This window comes from Vibrio neptunius (assembly GCA_019339365.1).
GTDB classification, from domain to species: domain Bacteria; phylum Pseudomonadota; class Gammaproteobacteria; order Enterobacterales; family Vibrionaceae; genus Vibrio; species Vibrio neptunius.
In genome coordinates, this window is record CP079859.1 from 2,033,525 (window position 1) to 2,053,165 (window position 19,641).

Consider the following 19,641-nt stretch of genomic DNA (forward strand, 5'->3'; position numbering starts at 1 on the left):
TGTATGTCAGTGGATGATATCACGATGACTCCCGCCAATGGTGGTTGGAGCCCACTTTCTCATTCTCAGCAACGTCTATGGTTGTTCCAGCAGATCATGCCAGAAAGTATTGCCTACAATACGGGTGGCTTGTTACGTTTGTCTGGCGAAGGTATCAGTAAAGAAGCCATATTTGAGGCATTCGAGGCGCTGGTAGAGCAACAAGATGTTCTTCGTTTAAGACTCAAAGAACATGATGGTGTGCCTCTTCAACGAGTCTCTGATTCTGGCCCCAAATTGGAATTTGTTGACGCACAGAAATGTTCTGACCCTGAAGCATTCGTGTTAAAAGATGCTGAAAAGCGGGTTCGAGAGCCTTACATCATGGTCGGCGAATCTTTGAATAGGTTGTGCCTATATCAAGTGAGTGACCAAGAATTTGTAATGGGAGTAGCCGCTCACCACATTACAACGGATGCCTGGTCTTTACAGCTTTTTGTTCGCGCGCTGGTTGATCGCCTCGCTGGCAAGCCAAAGAGCAAATTGCGAGGCCAAAGCTTCGTCGAATTCGCTTCAATGCAAGGAAGTGAAGAGCATGAGGAGGCGATGCTGCAATGGCAAGCATTGAATCTAATCAGCGATGAACCTTGCACATTGCCAGCTTCCAATCAGATCGACGCCAGTGCTTATACGGCTACACATATTGAAGAGTCATTGACTCTGGAAGAAACGGAGCGCGTGTCTGAAGTTGCGAAATCTTTTGGTGTAACACGCTTTGAAGTGCTTTCTACGGCGCTATTACTGACTTTATCTAGCTACTCTAATCATGCTCATCCTTCGATCACTGTACCTGCCCTAAACCGAAACTCGAAAAACCGCAGAAACATTGGTTTCTATGTCAATAATGCTGTTTTAGGTTTGCAGGTTGCTCCTGAAAATACGCTTGCTAAATTGGTTGAGAATGTCCGAACAAACCTGACAGAGTCAATGAAGTTCGAGCATTTACCTCTAGAGAAATTAGCAGGGCAACTTCCACTACCGACTGTCGCATTCAACTACCGCAGTCATGGTGACAAGCTGGTCGTAACTTCCAGAGAGATTCAGGGTTCATTCACTGAATTCCCTCTCGCTGAAACACCGTTTGAATTGGTGTTGGATGCAGTAACGGGTGAGCAACTATCGCTGCGACTTGTCTATGCGAAAGAGAAGTTCACTCAAGCTCAAATTGACAGCATTTTAAGTACATACAAGAGCGTTCTGAACCAGATCTGCCAATCTCCTCAGCAGTCTTTAGCACAGACGAACGTGCTTTCTACCTCAGATACAGTGGCCTTGGAAACACACTCAGCAGTACAACAAATATGGGATTCAGTGACCTTTATGGCGCTGGTGGCTGAGCAAGCAAAACGGCGTCCTGAAAAACTTGCCTTAAAACATGGCGATAAAACGCTGACTTACGCTGAATTAGAGGCTCAATCGAATGTAGTCGCACACTCATTACGTCAAAGAAAGGTTCAATCAGAAGGTGTTGTCGGTGTGATGATGGAGCGTGGCACCGATATGCTGGTCGCCATGCTGGGCATCATGAAAGCAGGCTGCGCATTCCTGCCACTTGATCCGGATTATCCTGCTGAGCGCATTAGCTTTATGCTTGAAGACAGCGAAGCTCAGCAGTTACTGACTCAACAGCACTTGATGGGTAAGGCGAAAGATCTTTTCATCTGCTCCGAAAGTGCTCAAGAGTGTATTGCTATTGAATCTTTGTTAGCAACTGAGGCTCCAGTATCTGAGCTTGCTGAGTTTTCATATCCAGATATCCACTTAGACCAGTTGGCGTATTTGATTTACACCTCTGGCTCAACAGGTAAGCCTAAAGGCGTGGCAGTCAGTCATCGCGGACTGACAATGCACGTCCAGACGATTGGTGAGCAGTATGGCATGACGCCTGAAGACACAGAGCTGCATTTTGCCTCTATCAGCTTTGATGGTGCAGTGGAACGTTGGACTGTGCCACTGGCGTTTGGCTCAACACTTATCATTCGTGACCAACAGTTGTGGACACCAGAAAAAACCACTCAAGTATTGGTAGACGAGAAAGTCACCATCGCTTGTTTCCCGCCAAGTTATGCAGGCCCTTGGCTAGATTGGGTTGAACAAACTCAGCCAGACTTATCTTTGCGCTCATTGACACTGGGGGGTGAGGCATTTACCCGAGAAACGTTTGAACGAATTCAACGGGTGGTCAATCCACCTCGTATCGTCAATGGTTACGGCCCGACAGAAACGGTCGTTACTCCGATGATCTGGCGTGCTTATCCAGAAGATAAACTGGAAAGCTCGTACGCGCCGATTGGTCAGCCTGTTGGTGACCGTAAGTTGTATGTGCTGGATGGGAACCTTAAGCAGGTACCATTTGGGTCGGTTGGAGAGCTGTACATTGGCATGGAATCTGGCCTTGCGCGCGGTTATTTGAAACGACCTGATTTGACCGCTGAACGTTTTATTCCGGATCCATTTGCCGCTAACGGCGAGCGTATGTATCGCACTGGTGATTTGGTTCGATTTAGACAAGATGGTGTGGTTGAATACCTTGGCCGTGCCGATCAACAAGTAAAAATTCGTGGTTTCCGTATTGAGCTTGGAGAGATTGAATCTCGCCTACAGACGCTTGCTAATGCTGAGTTTTGTGCCGTTGTCGCACACGAGTCGCCGACAGGAAAGCGCCTAGTCGGTTATGTTCAATTGAGTGAAACAGAGCAAAGTTCTGAATCGCAATGGCGTATTGAGTTAGCCTCCCAGTTGCCAGATTATATGGTCCCGTCACGCATCATTGTTAGCCAGACACTTCCTCTGACCCCTGCGGGCAAGGTGGATCGCAAGCAACTTGCCGTACCGGATTGGGATGAAGAACAGAAAGCGGGTGCACCGCTGGAAGGGGACATCGAACATCAGCTGGCTGAAATATGGTGTGAGCTCCTTAAACTAGAATCTATTGGTTCTGACAGCCATTTCTTTGCACTTGGCGGAGATTCAATTACCGCTTTGCAAATGGTAGGTAAGCTACGTCAACGAGGTTTGATGCTGACACCAAAGCAAGTGTTTGACCATCCAGTACTCGCTGAGATGGCGTTATGTGTTCTCGATAGCCAAATCAAACCAGCTGAACAAGGTCAGCTGAGTGGCAAAAGTATCCTTGCTGCCAATGCAGAAGCGATTCATTGAGAACTATTTAGATAAGAATGGTCATCTAGAACTGTGTAACCAGTACGCAAAACTCAACTTGCCAGCTCCGGTCAATGCAGACGCGATTGTTCGAGCACTCAAGCAAGTGGTGCAGCATCACGATAGTTTGCGCCTTTGTTTCGAGGCTCCTAATACAACAGCATCTGACGAAGCACAGTATCTAGCTGAATATGTGACGAGCGCAGATTTTGCATTCCACCTTTATGCAGAGCAGATAGACATCGATGCTGTTCAGCGTGCGATTAATCCGGCTGTTGGTAAGCAATTGTCGGTCGGTTTAAACGTTGAGACAGGTGAAATGCAGGTTGCCGTTCACCACCTTGTCATTGATGCGCTTTCTTGGCCTGTGCTTATTCAAGATTTGCTGGGGAGGTACCAGCAAGAAATGGGTGTTGAGTCTTATGCCTTTGCTTCTAAAACGCACCATCAAGCTGATTGGTATGAAGCACTAGAGAATCTTCATATAGGCCATAAACAGTCCGAGTTTTGGATTGCTCAGCGAGCAGAACCTGCTTTTCCTGAAAGAACTGATAAGGAAAGCGAAAGCAATGGAATTCATAAGCACAGTTACCATTTAACTAAAGAGCTCGCCGAGCCACTACTTGCCTCGACTCAGGCCTTCGCCAGAATGAGCAAGGAACAGACGTTGATGGCATTGTCTGCGCTTTCAGTCAAGGAAATAACCTCAGCAAGCGAGATCATTGTTCATCGTGAAAGCCATGGTCGATTCAGTGAGTCGTTTGGATTGGATCTTTCACGCAGTGTGAACTGGCATACTGCGCTGTTCCCACAAAAAATTGTGTTAAGTGACGGCATTAGTGAACTGTTAGCGAGTGTAAAAGATGGCTCTCATGCAATCACCGATGGCGGTTTGAGTTATTCAGCGGGTGTTGTTCAGCAGCAATGGCAGTATCAAGACAATGTTGATGTGCTATTTAACTTTCTAGGACGAGCTGCTCAGGCTGACGTGAGAGGGGTTGAACTGGGTGAGTTTGGCCTATGGCGACCAGAAGACGCTAAAGCTGATGCCGCAATTGTACTGAATATCAGCGAAACTGATGATGGCTTTGACGTCGATTTGGAGTTTTCACTTTCTGCTTTGTCGGAATCTGAGTGTGATGCGTATGTTCATCACTTAGAGTCGGCAATCAAAGCAGTGACGGAACATTGCACGTCTAACTCCGCCGTTTTGACACAAGCTGATGCCCCAAACACTAATCTGAGTCTCGTGACGCTAAGCCATGTAAGTGGTAGTACTCATCAACTTCCGAATCAAATTCTACCGTTGTCTACGCTACAGCAAGGTTTGTATTTCCACGCTCAGCTATCGCAAGACACAAGTACCTACGTCAACCAAATTACCTTGCCTATATCGGGAGCTGATGCTGCTCAATTAGAAGAGGGTTGGAAAGCCTTGATGAAGCGTCATTCGATTCTACGCAGTACGCTGCATCAAGTAGAAGGTCAGGCGCACCTGTATATATGGGATGACCTTCCTATCACGAGCAGAGTCTTTGATGGGCGAGAGGAAGTAGGCTTTGAACTGGAGTCCTATAAACGTTCACTCATTGAACAAGGGTTCGAACTGGAACAGGATGCGAGCGCACAGCAGCTAAAACCTTTGTGGCGAGTCGATCTAGTGACAACGGGTGACAATGAGATCGCTTGTATCTTCACCATCCACCACATTTTGATGGATGGTTGGAGTACCGGTGTTTTGCTCAGCGAACTGTTTGCCCACTATCAAAACATGAGCCTGCCTGTCGTCAGTCATGATTTTGCTGATTATTTGGAATGGGTTGTACAGCAAGAACCAGAAAGTGCTCAAGAGTACTGGCGTGGTTATCTGAATGGTGTTGAAGCGCCAACAATCTTGGTTGAACAATACGGTTCGAACACAGATAAACTAGGGCATGTGCGCCACAACGTGGACTTCAGTGCTGAGGTACTAAGTGGTTGGCAGTCTCAGTTGAAGTCATCTGGCATCACGCTAAACACTCTTATTCAGGGCGCGTGGCTACTGACGCTTCAACGTTACACGGGTCAGTCTCAGCCTGTTTTCGGCAATACGGTTGCAGGTCGACCATCATCACTGGCAAATAGTGAAGCCATGGTTGGGCTTTTCATTAATACCTTGCCTGTTACATCGATGGTGGACTGGCAGGCGAGAACCAATCAATGGCTTGCCGATATACAAGAGCAGGCGAGCGCGCAGCGTGAATTCAGCCATGTCTCTTTGTCAGAGGTACAAGCGCAATCTCCACTGGCTGGTGAGAATCTGTTTGATTCGTTGGTGGTGTTTGAAAACTACCCATTGGATGAGAGCCTGTTTAGTGAAACTGGCCTTAAAATTGGCGAGCCTGACAGTTATGAGTTTACGCATTACCCATTAACGCTGGCAGTATTGCCAGGTGAATCTTTACGTATTGTTTTTGCGTACGATTCAGCGAAATTCTCACAGTCAGATATTGATGCGCTGTCAGCTACGACGTCTCATTATCTTGATCAGCTTGTCGATAAGCTGACGCAAAACCTGAGTGATATTGGTGTATTGGACGCCGAACAACAGTCTCGTTTGTCTGGTCATGTAAAAGCGTCTGAACCTTGGGCTTACAACCCCTTCACTGAATTGCTAAAAGAGCAGGTGCTTGCTCAACCAGATAGCGAAGCGCTTGTGGCGAATCCTCTTGGGAGTATGGCCTTATCAACTAATGGCTCGGAAAGGCTTGCTTTGACATACCAGCAGCTGGATAACTTCAGTGATGGCGTAGCCGCTGAGCTAATTGCGCGCGGCATTCAACGAGACCAGCGAGTTGGTGTGATGTTTGCCCGTGGCGCAGACATGCTGGTGGCAATGATCGGTGTCTTGAAAGCCGGAGCTGCATTCCTACCTTTAGATCCTTCATACCCTCAAGACCGACTGGCCTACATGGTTGAAGATAGTGATGCGCAGTGGTTAATTTCAGACGACAGTTCGCAACAGCTGGCAAGTGAGATTTGCCCGCGAGATAACATCATTGCGTATTCTGAAATCGACCTTCAGCAACCTCTTTTAAATCGTCCTGAAATTTTAGAAGAGCAGCTGGCGTATGTGATCTATACCTCGGGCTCTACGGGCAAACCTAAAGGTGTGTGTGTTTCTCATTCAGGTCTGAGTATGCACGTTCAAACTATTGGCCAACGATATGGTATGACACCACAAGACGTCGAGCTGCACTTTGCTTCAATCAGTTTTGATGGTGCCGTTGAGAGATGGACTGTCCCTCTAGCCTTCGGCTCAAAACTGGTGATTCGAGACCAGCAGCTTTGGAGTGCACAAGAAACATGTGAAGTGCTTGAGCGTGAAGCCGTGACCATCGCCTGCTTCCCGCCAAGCTATGTTGGACCACTGCTTGAATGGATTGAGGTTGAACAGCCAACATTAGCCGTACGTTCTTGGACTCTGGGCGGTGAAGCCTTTACACGAGAGACCTATTTCAAGCTTCAGCAGGTACTGAATCCGAAGCGTATTATCAATGGATACGGCCCAACGGAAACTGTCGTGACGCCAATGATCTGGCAGGCTTATCCTGAAACGTCGCTAGAAAGTGCTTATGCGCCTATCGGTACTGCTGTCGGTGCACGTAGTCTCTATGTATTGGACAGCGACCTTCGTCCGGTTCCATCTGGTGTTAGTGGCGAATTGTACATTGGTGAAGAAGTTGGCTTAGCTCGCGGTTATCTTGATCGTCCAGACTTAACGGCCGAACGTTTCGTTCCAGACCCATTCGCAAACAATGGAGAGCGAATGTATCGCACTGGCGACTTAGTGCGCTGGCGCGAAGATGGCGTGATGGAGTATCTGGGTCGGGCAGATGACCAAATAAAAATTCGCGGCTTCCGTGTCGAATTAGGTGAAATCGAGTCACGATTACAGAGTATCAGTGGCAGTAAACTGAGTGCTGTGACCGCCTTTGAAGGTTCAGCTGGAAAGTACTTGGTCGGCTACGTAGAAGGTCAGGCTGACCTAATAAACGGCGATGATATTCTCGCTCAAATGGCGAAAGCACTGCCTGACTATATGGTGCCTTCACAGCTTGTGGTTATGGAGTCGATGCCGTTGACGCCAGCAAGTAAAGTCGACAAGAAAAAACTGCCGCAGCCTGCTCATCATGTTCAGCACAAAGCCTATCAAGCGCCAGAAGGTGAGATTGAGCTGCTTCTTGCACAAGAATGGCAAGCCTTGTTTGGCCTAGAGAAGGTGAGTCGTAATGATGATTTCTTCGCTCTGGGTGGTCAGTCATTGCTCGCAACACAGCTCGTTGGACGTTTGCAGCAAAAACATCAGATTCGTCTTTTACTTCAGAGTGTTTTTGATTCTTCAAGACTAGATGTGATGGCAACTCAGTGTACATCACTCAAAGAACCCGCAGTTACTATCAAACCAGTGCCTCGCATGGAAACCATGCCAGTGAGTGCTTCGCAGAAGCGTTTATGGTTTGTTCAACAGCTGATGCCTGAAAGCTCTGCGTATCACATGCCACTTGGCCTTAAGTTAAAAGGCGAAGTGAATAGAGAGTGGTTAGAGCATTCGTTGCGCACTGTGATAGGCCGCCATGAAGCTCTGCGTACCAGCTTCGTGCAAGTAGATGGTGAGCTGATGCAGTCTATCCATTCTGATGACGATGTAAGTCAATTCGCATTAGAAGAATACTCAGCTGATGAGTTCTCCGACCTAGAGGCTCAGCGCCTCAACTGGATCGGTGAAACCTTTGATTTGTCATCGCCTTCATTATTGAGAGCATACTTAATCAAGCATTCAGAACAGGAATTTGAGTTACTTCTGGTTGTCCATCACATCGTCTCTGATGGCATTTCGATTCAAAACCTAATGCGAGAGCTGTCGGCTGTTTATTCGTCGTACAGTCATTCTGGACACTTTGAGTCAAGCGTAGAGACTGTCGCGCTGGATTACGCCGATTACGCTAGCTGGCAGCAAGAGTGGTTAAAGTCAGATAATGCCAAAGAATCACTGTCATGGTGGAAAGCGGCGTTAGCGAAAGATATTGAGCCGCTTGTTCTCCATAGCGATGTCGCGAGAGACCAGCTCGAAACTACCGGTCAGCGCCATCATTTTACTCTGACCAAGCAGCAGGTCAACGCGATTGAGACTCTTGCTGCACAAAGCGCAACTACTCCGTTTAGCGTTATGTTAAGCCTGTGGCACTTGTTGCTACACAAGTATTCTGGGCGTGATGAAATTCGAGTTGGTATCCCTGTCGCAGGCAGAACACAGCCAGATACTCAGCAGATGCAAGGTTGCTTCATCAACAATTTGGTGATCCCTGCGCAGCTCGACGCGGCAATGAGTTATGACAATCTGCTCCATGAGATAAAGCGTTTTACCGAGCAGGCGTTGACCCATCAGGATGTGCCATTTGAAGTATTGGTAGAGTCACTTGGTGTGACGGGTAATTTGCAGCACCATCCGTTGTATCAGACGAGTTTCAACTTCCAACGTATTGAGCGCTCAATTCTCGCTGAATGGGGAGGATTACAAGCACAAGCGTTTGATCCGGGCGTGGTCGCGGCTCAGTTAGAGTTGAGCTTAGATGTTCAGGCCTATGATGACGGCGAATGGAGTGGTTTTGTTAACTATGCAGCACCAGTATTCGATCAAACGTTTGTCGAAACGTTACTTGGTCACTGGCTCAAGCTGCTTGAACAAGTTGCATTGAATCCTAACGCGATGCTGTCTGAACTCAAGTTGGTTGATTCTGACGAGTTCGCACAAATTGAAGCATTCAACGGGACGAAGAAATTTTGGGGTGAAATGCTTCCTCCACCAGTCGCTGTTGAAGCTCAAGCAAAGCGCACACCTGAGGCGATTGCTTTGTCCATGGGTCAGCAGTCAATGACTTACGCTGAATTCGACAGCAAAGTGAATCAGTTGGCTCAGTGGCTACGCCAACAAGGTGTGGGTGAAGAAACCAGAGTCGGCCTTGGTTTACCACGCTCGTTTGAACTAGTGATTGGCTTACACGCGATTACTCGTGCCGGTGGTGCTTATGTGCCATTAGACCCAAGTTATCCAGCAGAACGTTTGAATTACATTCTTGAGTCTGCGGACGTATCCATCTTGCTGACCGATAGTGAGACCTTGCCACATTGGCCGGAAAACCCTCAATGCCAGTATGTGGCGTTAAATCAGGCTGAGATCTTAAAGCAAATCAACGAGCAGAGCAGTGTGGCTCCAGTGGTAAATTGGCAGGCTGAACAGTCACTGTATGTCATCTTTACTTCCGGTTCTACAGGGTTACCAAAAGGCGTGGTAAATACCCAGTCGGCACTGCACAACCGCTTGGCTTGGATGCAAAACGAGTATCAGTTAGATGCCAGTGATTGTGTTCTCCAGAAAACACCTTTTAGCTTTGATGTCTCTGTATGGGAGTTCTTCTGGCCGCTTATGTACGGTGCAAGACTAGCGATTGCTGAGCCAGATCACCACCGACAACCTGAGCTATTGCATAACACCATTCGAGAGCAGGGCGTAACGACGATCCATTTCGTTCCTTCAATGCTTCATGCTTTTGAAAGTGAGACGGATATTAGAGAGTGCAGCAGCCTGCGCCGTATTATTTGTAGCGGTGAAGCTTTACCTGCTGAGTTGACTGAAAAAGTGTTGACGGGCGCGCCAGATTGCCAGCTGCATAATCTCTATGGCCCGACTGAAGCGGCTATCGATGTAACTTACTGGCAATGTGAATTGCCTGTCGGTAAGCGCATCCCGATTGGTCATGCGATTAGCAACACTCAACTTCATGTATTGGATGATTGTTGGAATCCAGTCCCAGTCGGTGTCCCAGGTGAGCTATACCTTGCTGGTGATGGTCTCGCGCGTGAGTACCTATCCAGACCGGACTTGACAGCCGATCGCTTTGTGCCAAATCCGTTTGCCACTACTGCATCAGGAAAGCAAGATGGAAACATTGGTTCTCGTATGTATCGTACGGGTGACCAGGTGGTTCGCATGCCAGATGGCAGGCTTGAATATCTGGGCCGATTGGATCATCAGGTAAAAATTCGTGGACTTCGTATTGAGCTGGAAGAAATTGAAAATATTCTCAATCAACATGATGACGTCGATGAGTCTGCAGTCATAGCTTATGAGCATCAAACAGGCACGCAGCTTGTTGCCTACGTGGTGTGTGGTGAGTGGAATTCAGAAAAAGAAACCGCTGTTAAAGCGCACTTGAATGATCATCTTCCAGACTACATGGTTCCTGCAATCTACGTTGCACTGGATGACATGCCTCTTTCACCCAATGGCAAGCGTGACCGCAAAGCGCTGCCTTCTCCAGAGTGGAGTCAGGTGGAATATCGCGCCCCAGAGAGTGAATTGGAAATTTGGTTTGCCAATACATGGCAGCAAGTCCTTGGCTCAGAAAAAGTCGGCTTAGACGATAACTTCTTTGCGCTTGGAGGCCATTCTCTGTTGGCTACACGTATCGTCGCTCAAGCGCAAAAAGACCTCGACTTAGCGATTTCATTAAAAGACTTCTTTGCCGCTGGGACGCTACAGGCGTTAACGGATGCACTTCAGTCTCAGTATCAGGCAAACAATGAACAAGAACAGGATGAAATCGACGCCATGGCAGCACTAATGGACGAGTTGGAATTGTTATGACCCAAGAATCAAATTCAAAAGCACAACAAAAACCAAAAATAGACAAATTTGCATTAGCAAAACGTTTTCTAAACCTTGGCGAGCAAGAGCAGGCAAAATTTATCGCTCTGCTTGACGCCAAAGGAATGAGCTTTGAAAAGCTACCGATTGTCTCAGCAGAAGAGGTGCGTGATGCGCCTCTTTCTCCGGCGCAGAAACGACTTTGGGACATCTACCAGCTTGATGCTGGTAATAGTGCTTACCATATCAGTGGTGGTTTTGAGCTCACTGGTGATCTCTCTACCGACAAAATGGAACTGGCGCTTGCTGAAGTCATGAGCAAGCACCACGCTTTGAGAACACGCTTTGTTGTTTCGGACCAAGGTGAGCCGAGACAACATGTTGACCAGCACTGTATTGCTCACGTTGAGCATAAAGATGCTAGGCACTTAACGGAAAGTCAGCTGGGCGAATGGACAGCGGAATTTATCGCTAAGCCGTTTGATTTGCTTCATGAGATGCCAGTGCGAATGGCGTGTATTCGTGCATCTGAAGGCAAAACCCATGTGATCATCGTGATGCACCATATTGTGTCTGACGGCTGGTCTATTGGATTGTTTATGCGGGACTTGGTCACCGCCTATCAGGGTGAGTCTCTAGAGTCATTGAGTATCCAGTACAGTGACTTTTCCGTCTGGCAGGACGCACTACTAAAAGCGGGCAAAGGGGACGAGGATCTTCAATTCTGGCAGCAAGAGCTGGGTGAGAAGCAGCCGCAAAAACTGTTTGAGTGGACGGGCGATATTGCACCTAATCAGCGTCGAGAAGCACAGCAGGTAAGCCTAAAATTTGACGGTAATGTTTCTGAACGCATTGCACGCCTTGCAAGGCAAAATAACGTCACCACTTCGAGCTTTTGGCTAGCCATTTGGCAGGCAGCGCTGTTCAAGTTGACAGGACGTAACGATATCAACATTGGTATGCCAATGGCTAATCGCGCCCGACCCGAAGTGTCTGACGTTATTGGCTTTTTCGTAAACACTAATGTGGTTGCGCAAGACGTAAAACCTGATCAGAGCTTTGGTCAAATCATGACTAAATCTCACAGCAAAGTGCTGGAGATTCAGCAACATCAGCTATTGCCGTTTGATCGTGTGGTTTCTTCATTGTTGGCGGAGAGGTTGGTTGGCGAAACGCCTTACTTTCAAGTGTTGTTTAATCATCAGGTCAATCAAACCGAGTCGGTCGAGTTTGCCCCGGGTGTGGCGGCAAAGCCGCTGGCGCTTAAAGGCAACTTCGCATTGTTTGATGTCGCTTTGGATGTGTTGGAATCTTCGAGCGGTACTCAGGTAACGCTGACTTACGCAAAAGATCGTATCGACCCCGAGATGATGGCTTCGCTTACTCGCACTCTTAACCTGTTGGTCTCACAAGCAGAAGAAAACCTGAATACACCATTGGCTGCGCTTAACTCACTGAATGAGGCTCAACTCGCCAGATTATCGCAACTATCGCAGCCAGAAGGTGAGTGGCGATATCAACCCGTCACTGAGTTGTTCGACCTTCAGGGTATTGAGCAACCGTCAGCCATTGCACTAAAACACGGCCAGCAAAGTGTTACGTTCAAACACCTGGAAGAAAAATCGAACCAGTTGGCGAACCAGTTGATAGAGCAGGGTGTCGTTCGCGATCACGCTGTGGGTGTTCTTTTTGAGCGCGGCAACGATATGATCATAGCGATGATCGCCATCATGAAGGCAGGTGGGGCGTTTCTACCGCTTGATCCTGATTATCCGACTGACCGACTGGCTTACATGATCGAGGATTCTGCTGCGAGTCTAGTAATCAGTGATCAATCATTGCGCTCACGTTGGGAAGAGATTGATTCACACGTCCTCTCACATTCGGATCAGGCGGCTTCAGTTTCACCGCTTTATATGGATGCGCTAGATTGGCAAGGGCTTTCAAAAGCCAAGCCAAAAGTAAAACTCTTGCCAGAGCAGTTGGCTTACATCATCTACACATCAGGGTCGACGGGTAAACCTAAAGGTGTCGCGATTGCCCACGATGGCCTGAGTATGCATGTCCAGACGATTGGAGCTCAGTATGGGATGACACAAGATGACGTTGAACTCCACTTTGCGTCAATCAGTTTTGATGGGGCGGTAGAACGCTGGACAGTGCCTTTGGCGTTTGGTTCTCGCTTGGTGATTCGCGATCAGCAACTGTGGAGTGCGGAGAAGACCTGTGAAGTGCTCAAGCAGGAAGGGATTACGATAGCCTGTTTCCCTCCAAGTTATGTCGGGCCTTTATTGGACTGGATTGAGACGACTCAGCCTAAGTTGAATGTACGTTCTTGGACTTTGGGTGGTGAAGCCTTTACTCGTGAAACCTATGATCGCCTGCAATCTGTTGTAAACCCACCACGTATTATCAACGGCTATGGGCCGACGGAAACCGTGGTGACACCAATGATATGGCGTGCTTACCCACACGATAAGCTGACCAGTGCCTATGCACCTATCGGTCAGCCTGTTGGGGCTCGTAGACTTTATGTGTTAGATGGTTTGCTTAACCAAGTTGCCGAAGGCGCAGTCGGGGAGTTGTACATTGGTGAAGAAGTCGGCCTCGCACGTGGGTATCTGGGTAAGCCGGATATGACCTCAGAACGATTTATGCCAGATCCATTTACCAATAATGGCGAGCGTATGTATCGCACTGGTGATTTAGTTCGTTGGCGAGAAGATGGTGTCATGGAGTATTTTGGCCGTGTTGATCAACAGATAAAAATCCGTGGATTCAGAATCGAGCTGGGTGAGATCGAATCAAGGCTTCAGCAAATATCCGGTGTCGAGACTTGTGTGGTTGCGGCGCATCGTCACGGTTCTATGACCCACCTTGTGGGGTATCTGCATGGCGCTGATGCAAACAAGGCTGATAGCGTTTCGATATTATCTGAGCTCGCTGAGCACCTGCCTGAGTATATGGTGCCAGCGCATCTTGTGGTGCTAGATGAATTGCCGTTAACTCCAGCAGGTAAGGTAGATAGAAAAGCGCTGCCGGAACCAGAATTCAAATCTGAGCTGTCGCAAGGTTTGCCACCGGAGGGTGAGAAAGAAACTCTCCTTGCGGAGATTTGGCAAGAGCTACTGGGTATTAATTCTGTCAGCCGAGAAGATAGCTTCTTTGCGTTAGGTGGGGATTCTATATTAAGCCTCCAGCTGGTGAGTAAATTAAAACTGGCAGGTCTCAACGTATCTCCAAAACAAGTATTCCAAGCGCCAGTATTGAGCGAGTTAGCACAAGTACTTGAAGCAGCAGTTGAGCAAGAGCAAAGAGAGTTACCAAAACAACCATTTGGTCTGATGCCAATTCAGGCTCATTTCATGGCGCAAAACTTTGCTCAGCCAAATCACTGGAACCAGCACGTGTGCGTTGAGTTGAAGCAGGATATGGATATTCAGGCACTGGATATTGCGCTCAAAGTGTTAATTGAGCACCATCCCGCGTTGAGATTGTCGTTTTCTCAAACTGAAGGTAAATGGCAGCAGCAATACGTTGAACATGTTTTCCATGATCTTCTATGGAAGACTCAGCTAAATAGCTTAGAAGCTTTCGAAGTGTTTGCTCATGAGTTGCAAACAAGCCTTGATATCGAAGCAGGCCGACTGATTCAGGCAGGCTACGCTCGAATTGAGGGGCAGAAATCTCGCTTGATGATTGTCATTCATCATCTGGCTGTAGATGGCGTTTCGTGGCGAGTCCTGATGGATGACTTATGGCGTGCTTATCAGCAAACGCTTTCTAGTGACGAAAATTCAACGAAAACAGTTGAGCTACCGCCTGTTTATACCTCTTTGGATATGGCAGTGGATAGCCTCAACAAATGGTCATTAACAGAACAAGGCAACGCGAGGAGAGCCGTTTGGGATGAACAAGCTTTCCACGCAGAAAATACACAGGCTAAAGCAATCTATGGCAACAAGCGCTCGCAAAAGGTTGAGCTAAGCCGAGAGGTGACGTCGGCTTTATTGAGTTCTAAAAATATCACCGTTGAACTTGTCTCTGCTTTGACAGCAATTATGGGAAGCAACGAAGATGGTCAAAGCGTGTATCTAGAAAGTCATGGTCGTGACGACTCTGTCTTTGAAGGGTTAGATCTCAGCCGTATGGTGGGCTGGATGACGAGCCTCTATCCGATGACTTTGAATGCCTCAGATTCTCGAGACGATATCGCTAAGCGTATGGCACTATTGAGCCAAGACTCGGGTATTGGCTATGGACTGCGCTACTTAGACGCTGAGCCTGAAGAACAAACTGCGCAACTAACCTTCAATTACCTAGGGCAGTATCAAGGCAATAGTTTTGCTCATTGGTGTCAACCAGTGTCGTCAAACTCGCGTGATCAAGCCGATGACAACGCCATGTTGACGCCTTTGGTCGTCAATGCCCAAGTTGTCGATGGCGTATTGAGCGCTGATTTTGAATATGCAACCAGTCATTATTCGCAATCAGATATCGAGACCAAAGCCAATGCATGGAAAGAGAGGCTTGAAGCGATACATTCGGCACCCGAATCTCAAAAAGGCGAGGCGATAGCAGCCAAAGCTAACCTCAGACTGATCGAGAAGCTTAATGCTAATGTTGAAGGGATTGCACCTGTATTCTGCATTCACCCAGTGACAGGTCGAACAGTTGGTTATCAAAAATTAGCTCAAGCATTGGCGGGCAAACGCACCGTTTATGGTGTTCAGTCTCAGAGCTTCGTTTATCCAAATCGCTTTGACACTTCGTTTAGCGCAATGGCTGATACTTATTGTGCGACTATTCGTCAAATACAGCCATCTGGGCCTTATACATTGATTGGCTGGTCGCTCGGCGGCGCGCTCTGTCAAGAAGTTGCAGCGCGTCTCGAGGCGGCAGGTGAAAGTGTTGCTTTCCTCGGGCTGTTGGACTGCTATGTTCCAGGTACTGAAATCGCAGAAGATCAATGGCAATCACCGACAGCAAAAGCCAAGCTGATCGAGCACTTAGAATTGCTCTTGGGTAAGTTATCGGAAGGGCAGAAGCAAACCTGTCTTGCAGGATTTGACCAATCAACTCCTGACAATTGGCCAAGCGTATTTTCATCTTGGTTGGCGTCACAAAACTTTGATCACTATCTGTCTGAAAGTGCACAGCAAATGCTGTACAGCTGGGCGGTAGAGCAGCACATGAGATCGCTGTGTCACGAGTATCAGTTACCTAAAATTAATACCCAGCCAACCGCATATTGGGCTGGACAACCTCAAGGCCGATACAAACTGTTGAGTTCGGAGTTTTCCAAAGTTAACGCTCAGTTAAGCAGTGAAGTGCTAGATACGGATCATTTAGGGATAGTGCAAGACAGCGTACTGATCGAGAAATTACGGCATTTATTAATAATTAATACATTATAGAACCATAACGACTAATTTATAGATTCCATTTTTCTATAAAAGTCGTTAAGATTCTCTCGTGTTCGTAATGCTAATGATAATGGTTATCATAATTATTAATATAATATTCGGTAAAACCGAAAGTTAAGGAGAAAGACATGAATCGGCAGTTTATGCTGAGCCCAGCTTGTTTGGCAGTAGCGTTCGCTCTGTCTGCTGGCGTAGTTAACGCAGCGGAAGACGAAACAGTAGTGGTAGTCGGTCAGGAGCACGATAGCGCCGTTGGCCCAGATTTCAGTTATTTAGGACAAAAAAGTCGTACAGCCACCAAAACAGATTTAGCCATCCATGAAACGCCACGAGCGGTTTCGGTCGTTACTCGCGAACAAATGGATGATCGCGCGTCAATCAGCATCTCAGACGCGCTTCAATATACCCCTGGCATTCAGACCAATTTCTACGGCGATGACAACAAGCAAGATTGGTTTGTTATACGTGGATTTCAGCAAGCGAATAACGGTCTTTACCAAGATGGTACGCGCCTATATTCAGCAGGTTTTTATAGCTGGCAGATTGATCCATTTGGTTTGGAGCGTGTAGAAATTCTTCGTGGTCCAGCCTCGGTTTTGTATGGACAAAACCCACCGGGTGGCGTTATCAACACAGTAAGTAAACGCCCTCAGTTTGATGGTGGTTCTGGTCAAGTGGCCGTTGAGTATGGCTCATATGACAGAACTCAGATTAGCTTGGACGTTAACCGTGAACTAAATGAAGATTTTGCTTTCCGTTTAGTCGCTATGGGGCGTAAGAATGGTACTAAAGTCGACAATGTAGATGCAGAGCGTATTCTAGTTGCACCATCATTAGCGTGGAATATCAACGATAGTAACAGTATTACCTTTTTGACCAGTTATCAGAAAGACGATTCCAACCCTTATCTGCAGTTTTTGCCTATTGAAGGCACATTGACCAGCAATCCTAATGGTCAGATAAGTGACAATCTAGCCGTGGGTAATCCAGACTGGGAAAAGTTTGAACGTGAACAACTTTCTTTTGGCTACGAGTTTGAACACCAGTTTAGTGACGCAATAAGTTTTGCTCAGTCTGCCCGTTATAGTCGCCTGGACATCGATCTGCGTCATATATATTTTGCGGGTTACGCGGCAGATAGTGCTCTAGGAGCTTTGCTGGACCCAACAAGTTCAAGACAGACCATCTTGAGAGGGGTGACGACAGAGCAAGGTCACTCTGATGCATTTAACATAGACAACCGTTTGCTATTCAATTTTAACACTGGTGAAGTGAGTCATACTTTGCTTGCTGGAATCGATTACCAAGCGATCGAAATTGACAGTAAAGACTACGCTAGTGATCCTTTGGTTGCAGACGGCAACGGTAGCGTCACCATTCCGCTTGTAGGCCCGAGAGCTGATCCATCGTTTAACGTTTTCAATCCTAGTTACAGTAACAATGTTGTTTTACTCGATTCTAACTCAGGGACCTTGGGTCAACTAAGTGAAGCGGATATGCAAACGACTGTAACCGATAACAGTCAGTTTGGCCTTTATGTTCAAGATCAAATTCGTTACCAAGATTGGGTCGTTCAGATAGGTGCTCGCTATGATGATACTTCTAACGAGCAAACCAACCAATCAACAATGGCGACGTATAAAGCGGATTACGAAGAATGGACAGCAAATGCGGGTATTGCTTATGTAATGTCTAATGGCTTTACACCATACGTTAGTTATGCGCAGTCATTTGAGCCTAAGCTTCAGACTGTAAATAACCAACCAGCAAAACCTGAACGTGGTGAAGCGTACGAAGCCGGTGTTAAATACCAACCTCGTAGCTTTGATGGTTACTTCAATGTTGCTGTTTATGAAGCCACTAAGAAGGATGTTGTGCAAGTTGATGGTACTGACATCAAACAAGTTGGCGAAATCCGTAATCGCGGTTTGGAATTAGAAGCTGTTGCGAACGTCACTCAAGCTTTAACCCTAATAGGGAACTTGTCGTATGTTGATTCTGAAATCAAAGACGACAAGAATGCTGCACTCATTGGCAAGCAACCACAGCAAGTCGCAGACAAATTGGCTTCTGCGTGGGCAAAATATCAGTTTTTTGGTGGTGCTCTTGATGGACTAAGTGTTGGTGGCGGCCTGCGTTATACCGGTGATACTTATTCGAGCAATAATGGCCAGAATACCGTACCTTCATACACACTGTACGATGCAACAGTGAGTTACCGATTTGATGACTATAAGTTCCAAGTTGCAGCAAAAAACATCTTTGACAAGGAATATATCGCCACCTGTACTAGCAGCAATTGCTTCTACGGTGACCGCCGCAATATTATCGCGAGCCTGAGCTATGACTGGTAACCGTTATACCCTCAACACTCTGCCCTTTGGGCAGAGTGTTCAGCAGCAAGGGGATACATGTTGCGTTGAAATGCCAAGTGGTCCGTTAACACTGAGCAAGGAAAGTGGCGGTTATTGGCGCGTGACCAGCAGTGAGAACAACGATATGGAAGTGGTTCAAGCTTTTGTTGTTTTGCTTGAGCACCGTACGGATATTCGTTGTATTGACCTTGGTGAATTTGTTTTCCCATCATTAAACGACATCACTCATGTCACCCGTGAAGGTATTCGCTTGGTTTGGCGAGAAGCGTTAATGCAGTTGCCAGAGCTTTGGCTAAAACAGCAGCGCCGCGCGATTCCACATAAGCAGATACTTGCTTCTAATGGCTATCATCCTCTTCGTCCAAGACCGCAAAAAGGCGAGTTGTACAGCCGTTACATTCCTGAGCTAGAGCAAACATTGTCTCTTATTGGTCTTGATGTAGAGCAACATGCTGAGCTGTTTTCAAAATGGCAAAACAGTCAACGTGTGGCTGCGTTTTGGGAGCAGACAGGCACTTTAGAAGAGCATAAAGCGTATTTGGAAGAGCAGTTGGTCAATGATAAAAACCAGCTATTGATTGTATGCCTTAATAACGAACCCTTTGCCTACATTGAAGCCTACTGGACAAAAGAAGATCGCATCGCGCCATATTATGCAGCAGGCGATTACGATCGCGGTATCCACATGCTCGTTGGTGAAGAGCATCACCGTGGCAACCATAAGGTAGCGGCTTGGCTTCCTTCAGTATGCCACTTCCTTTATCTGTCCGATCCACGGACAGAGAAAATCGTCAGCGAGCCGAGAGCAGATAACGCTAAGATGATTGGCTATCTACAGAAATTCGGCTTCGCCAAATTAAAAGAATTCGACTTCCCTCATAAGAGGGCGGCTCTAATGTGTCAGTTGAGAGATACCTTCTTTGCCGATTGCTTTTAGTATCGCAACCCAGTT

The 19,641-nt window shown here is 47.2% G+C and carries 3 protein-coding genes and 1 pseudogene; all 4 read left to right on the plus strand.

Annotation, left to right across the window (positions count from 1 at the left end; genetic code table 11):
* Positions 1–3 precede the first annotated feature (3 nt).
* Positions 4–10,888: pseudogene (locus tag KW548_09695) on the plus strand (amino acid adenylation domain-containing protein).
* A complete protein-coding gene (locus KW548_09700) occupies positions 10,885–16,305 on the plus strand; it encodes an amino acid adenylation domain-containing protein (protein QXX05515.1) in 5,421 nt (1,806 codons plus the stop codon). The pseudogene KW548_09695 and the gene KW548_09700 overlap by 4 nt, the downstream one beginning before the upstream one ends.
* Before the next feature lie 152 nt (positions 16,306–16,457).
* A complete protein-coding gene (locus KW548_09705) occupies positions 16,458–18,668 on the plus strand; it encodes a TonB-dependent siderophore receptor (protein QXX08028.1) in 2,211 nt (736 codons plus the stop codon).
* A complete protein-coding gene (locus tag KW548_09710; protein ID QXX05516.1) occupies positions 18,658–19,626 on the plus strand; it encodes an acetyltransferase in 969 nt (322 codons plus the stop codon). The genes KW548_09705 and KW548_09710 overlap by 11 nt, the downstream gene beginning before the upstream one ends.
* Positions 19,627–19,641: the final 15 nt, after the last annotated feature.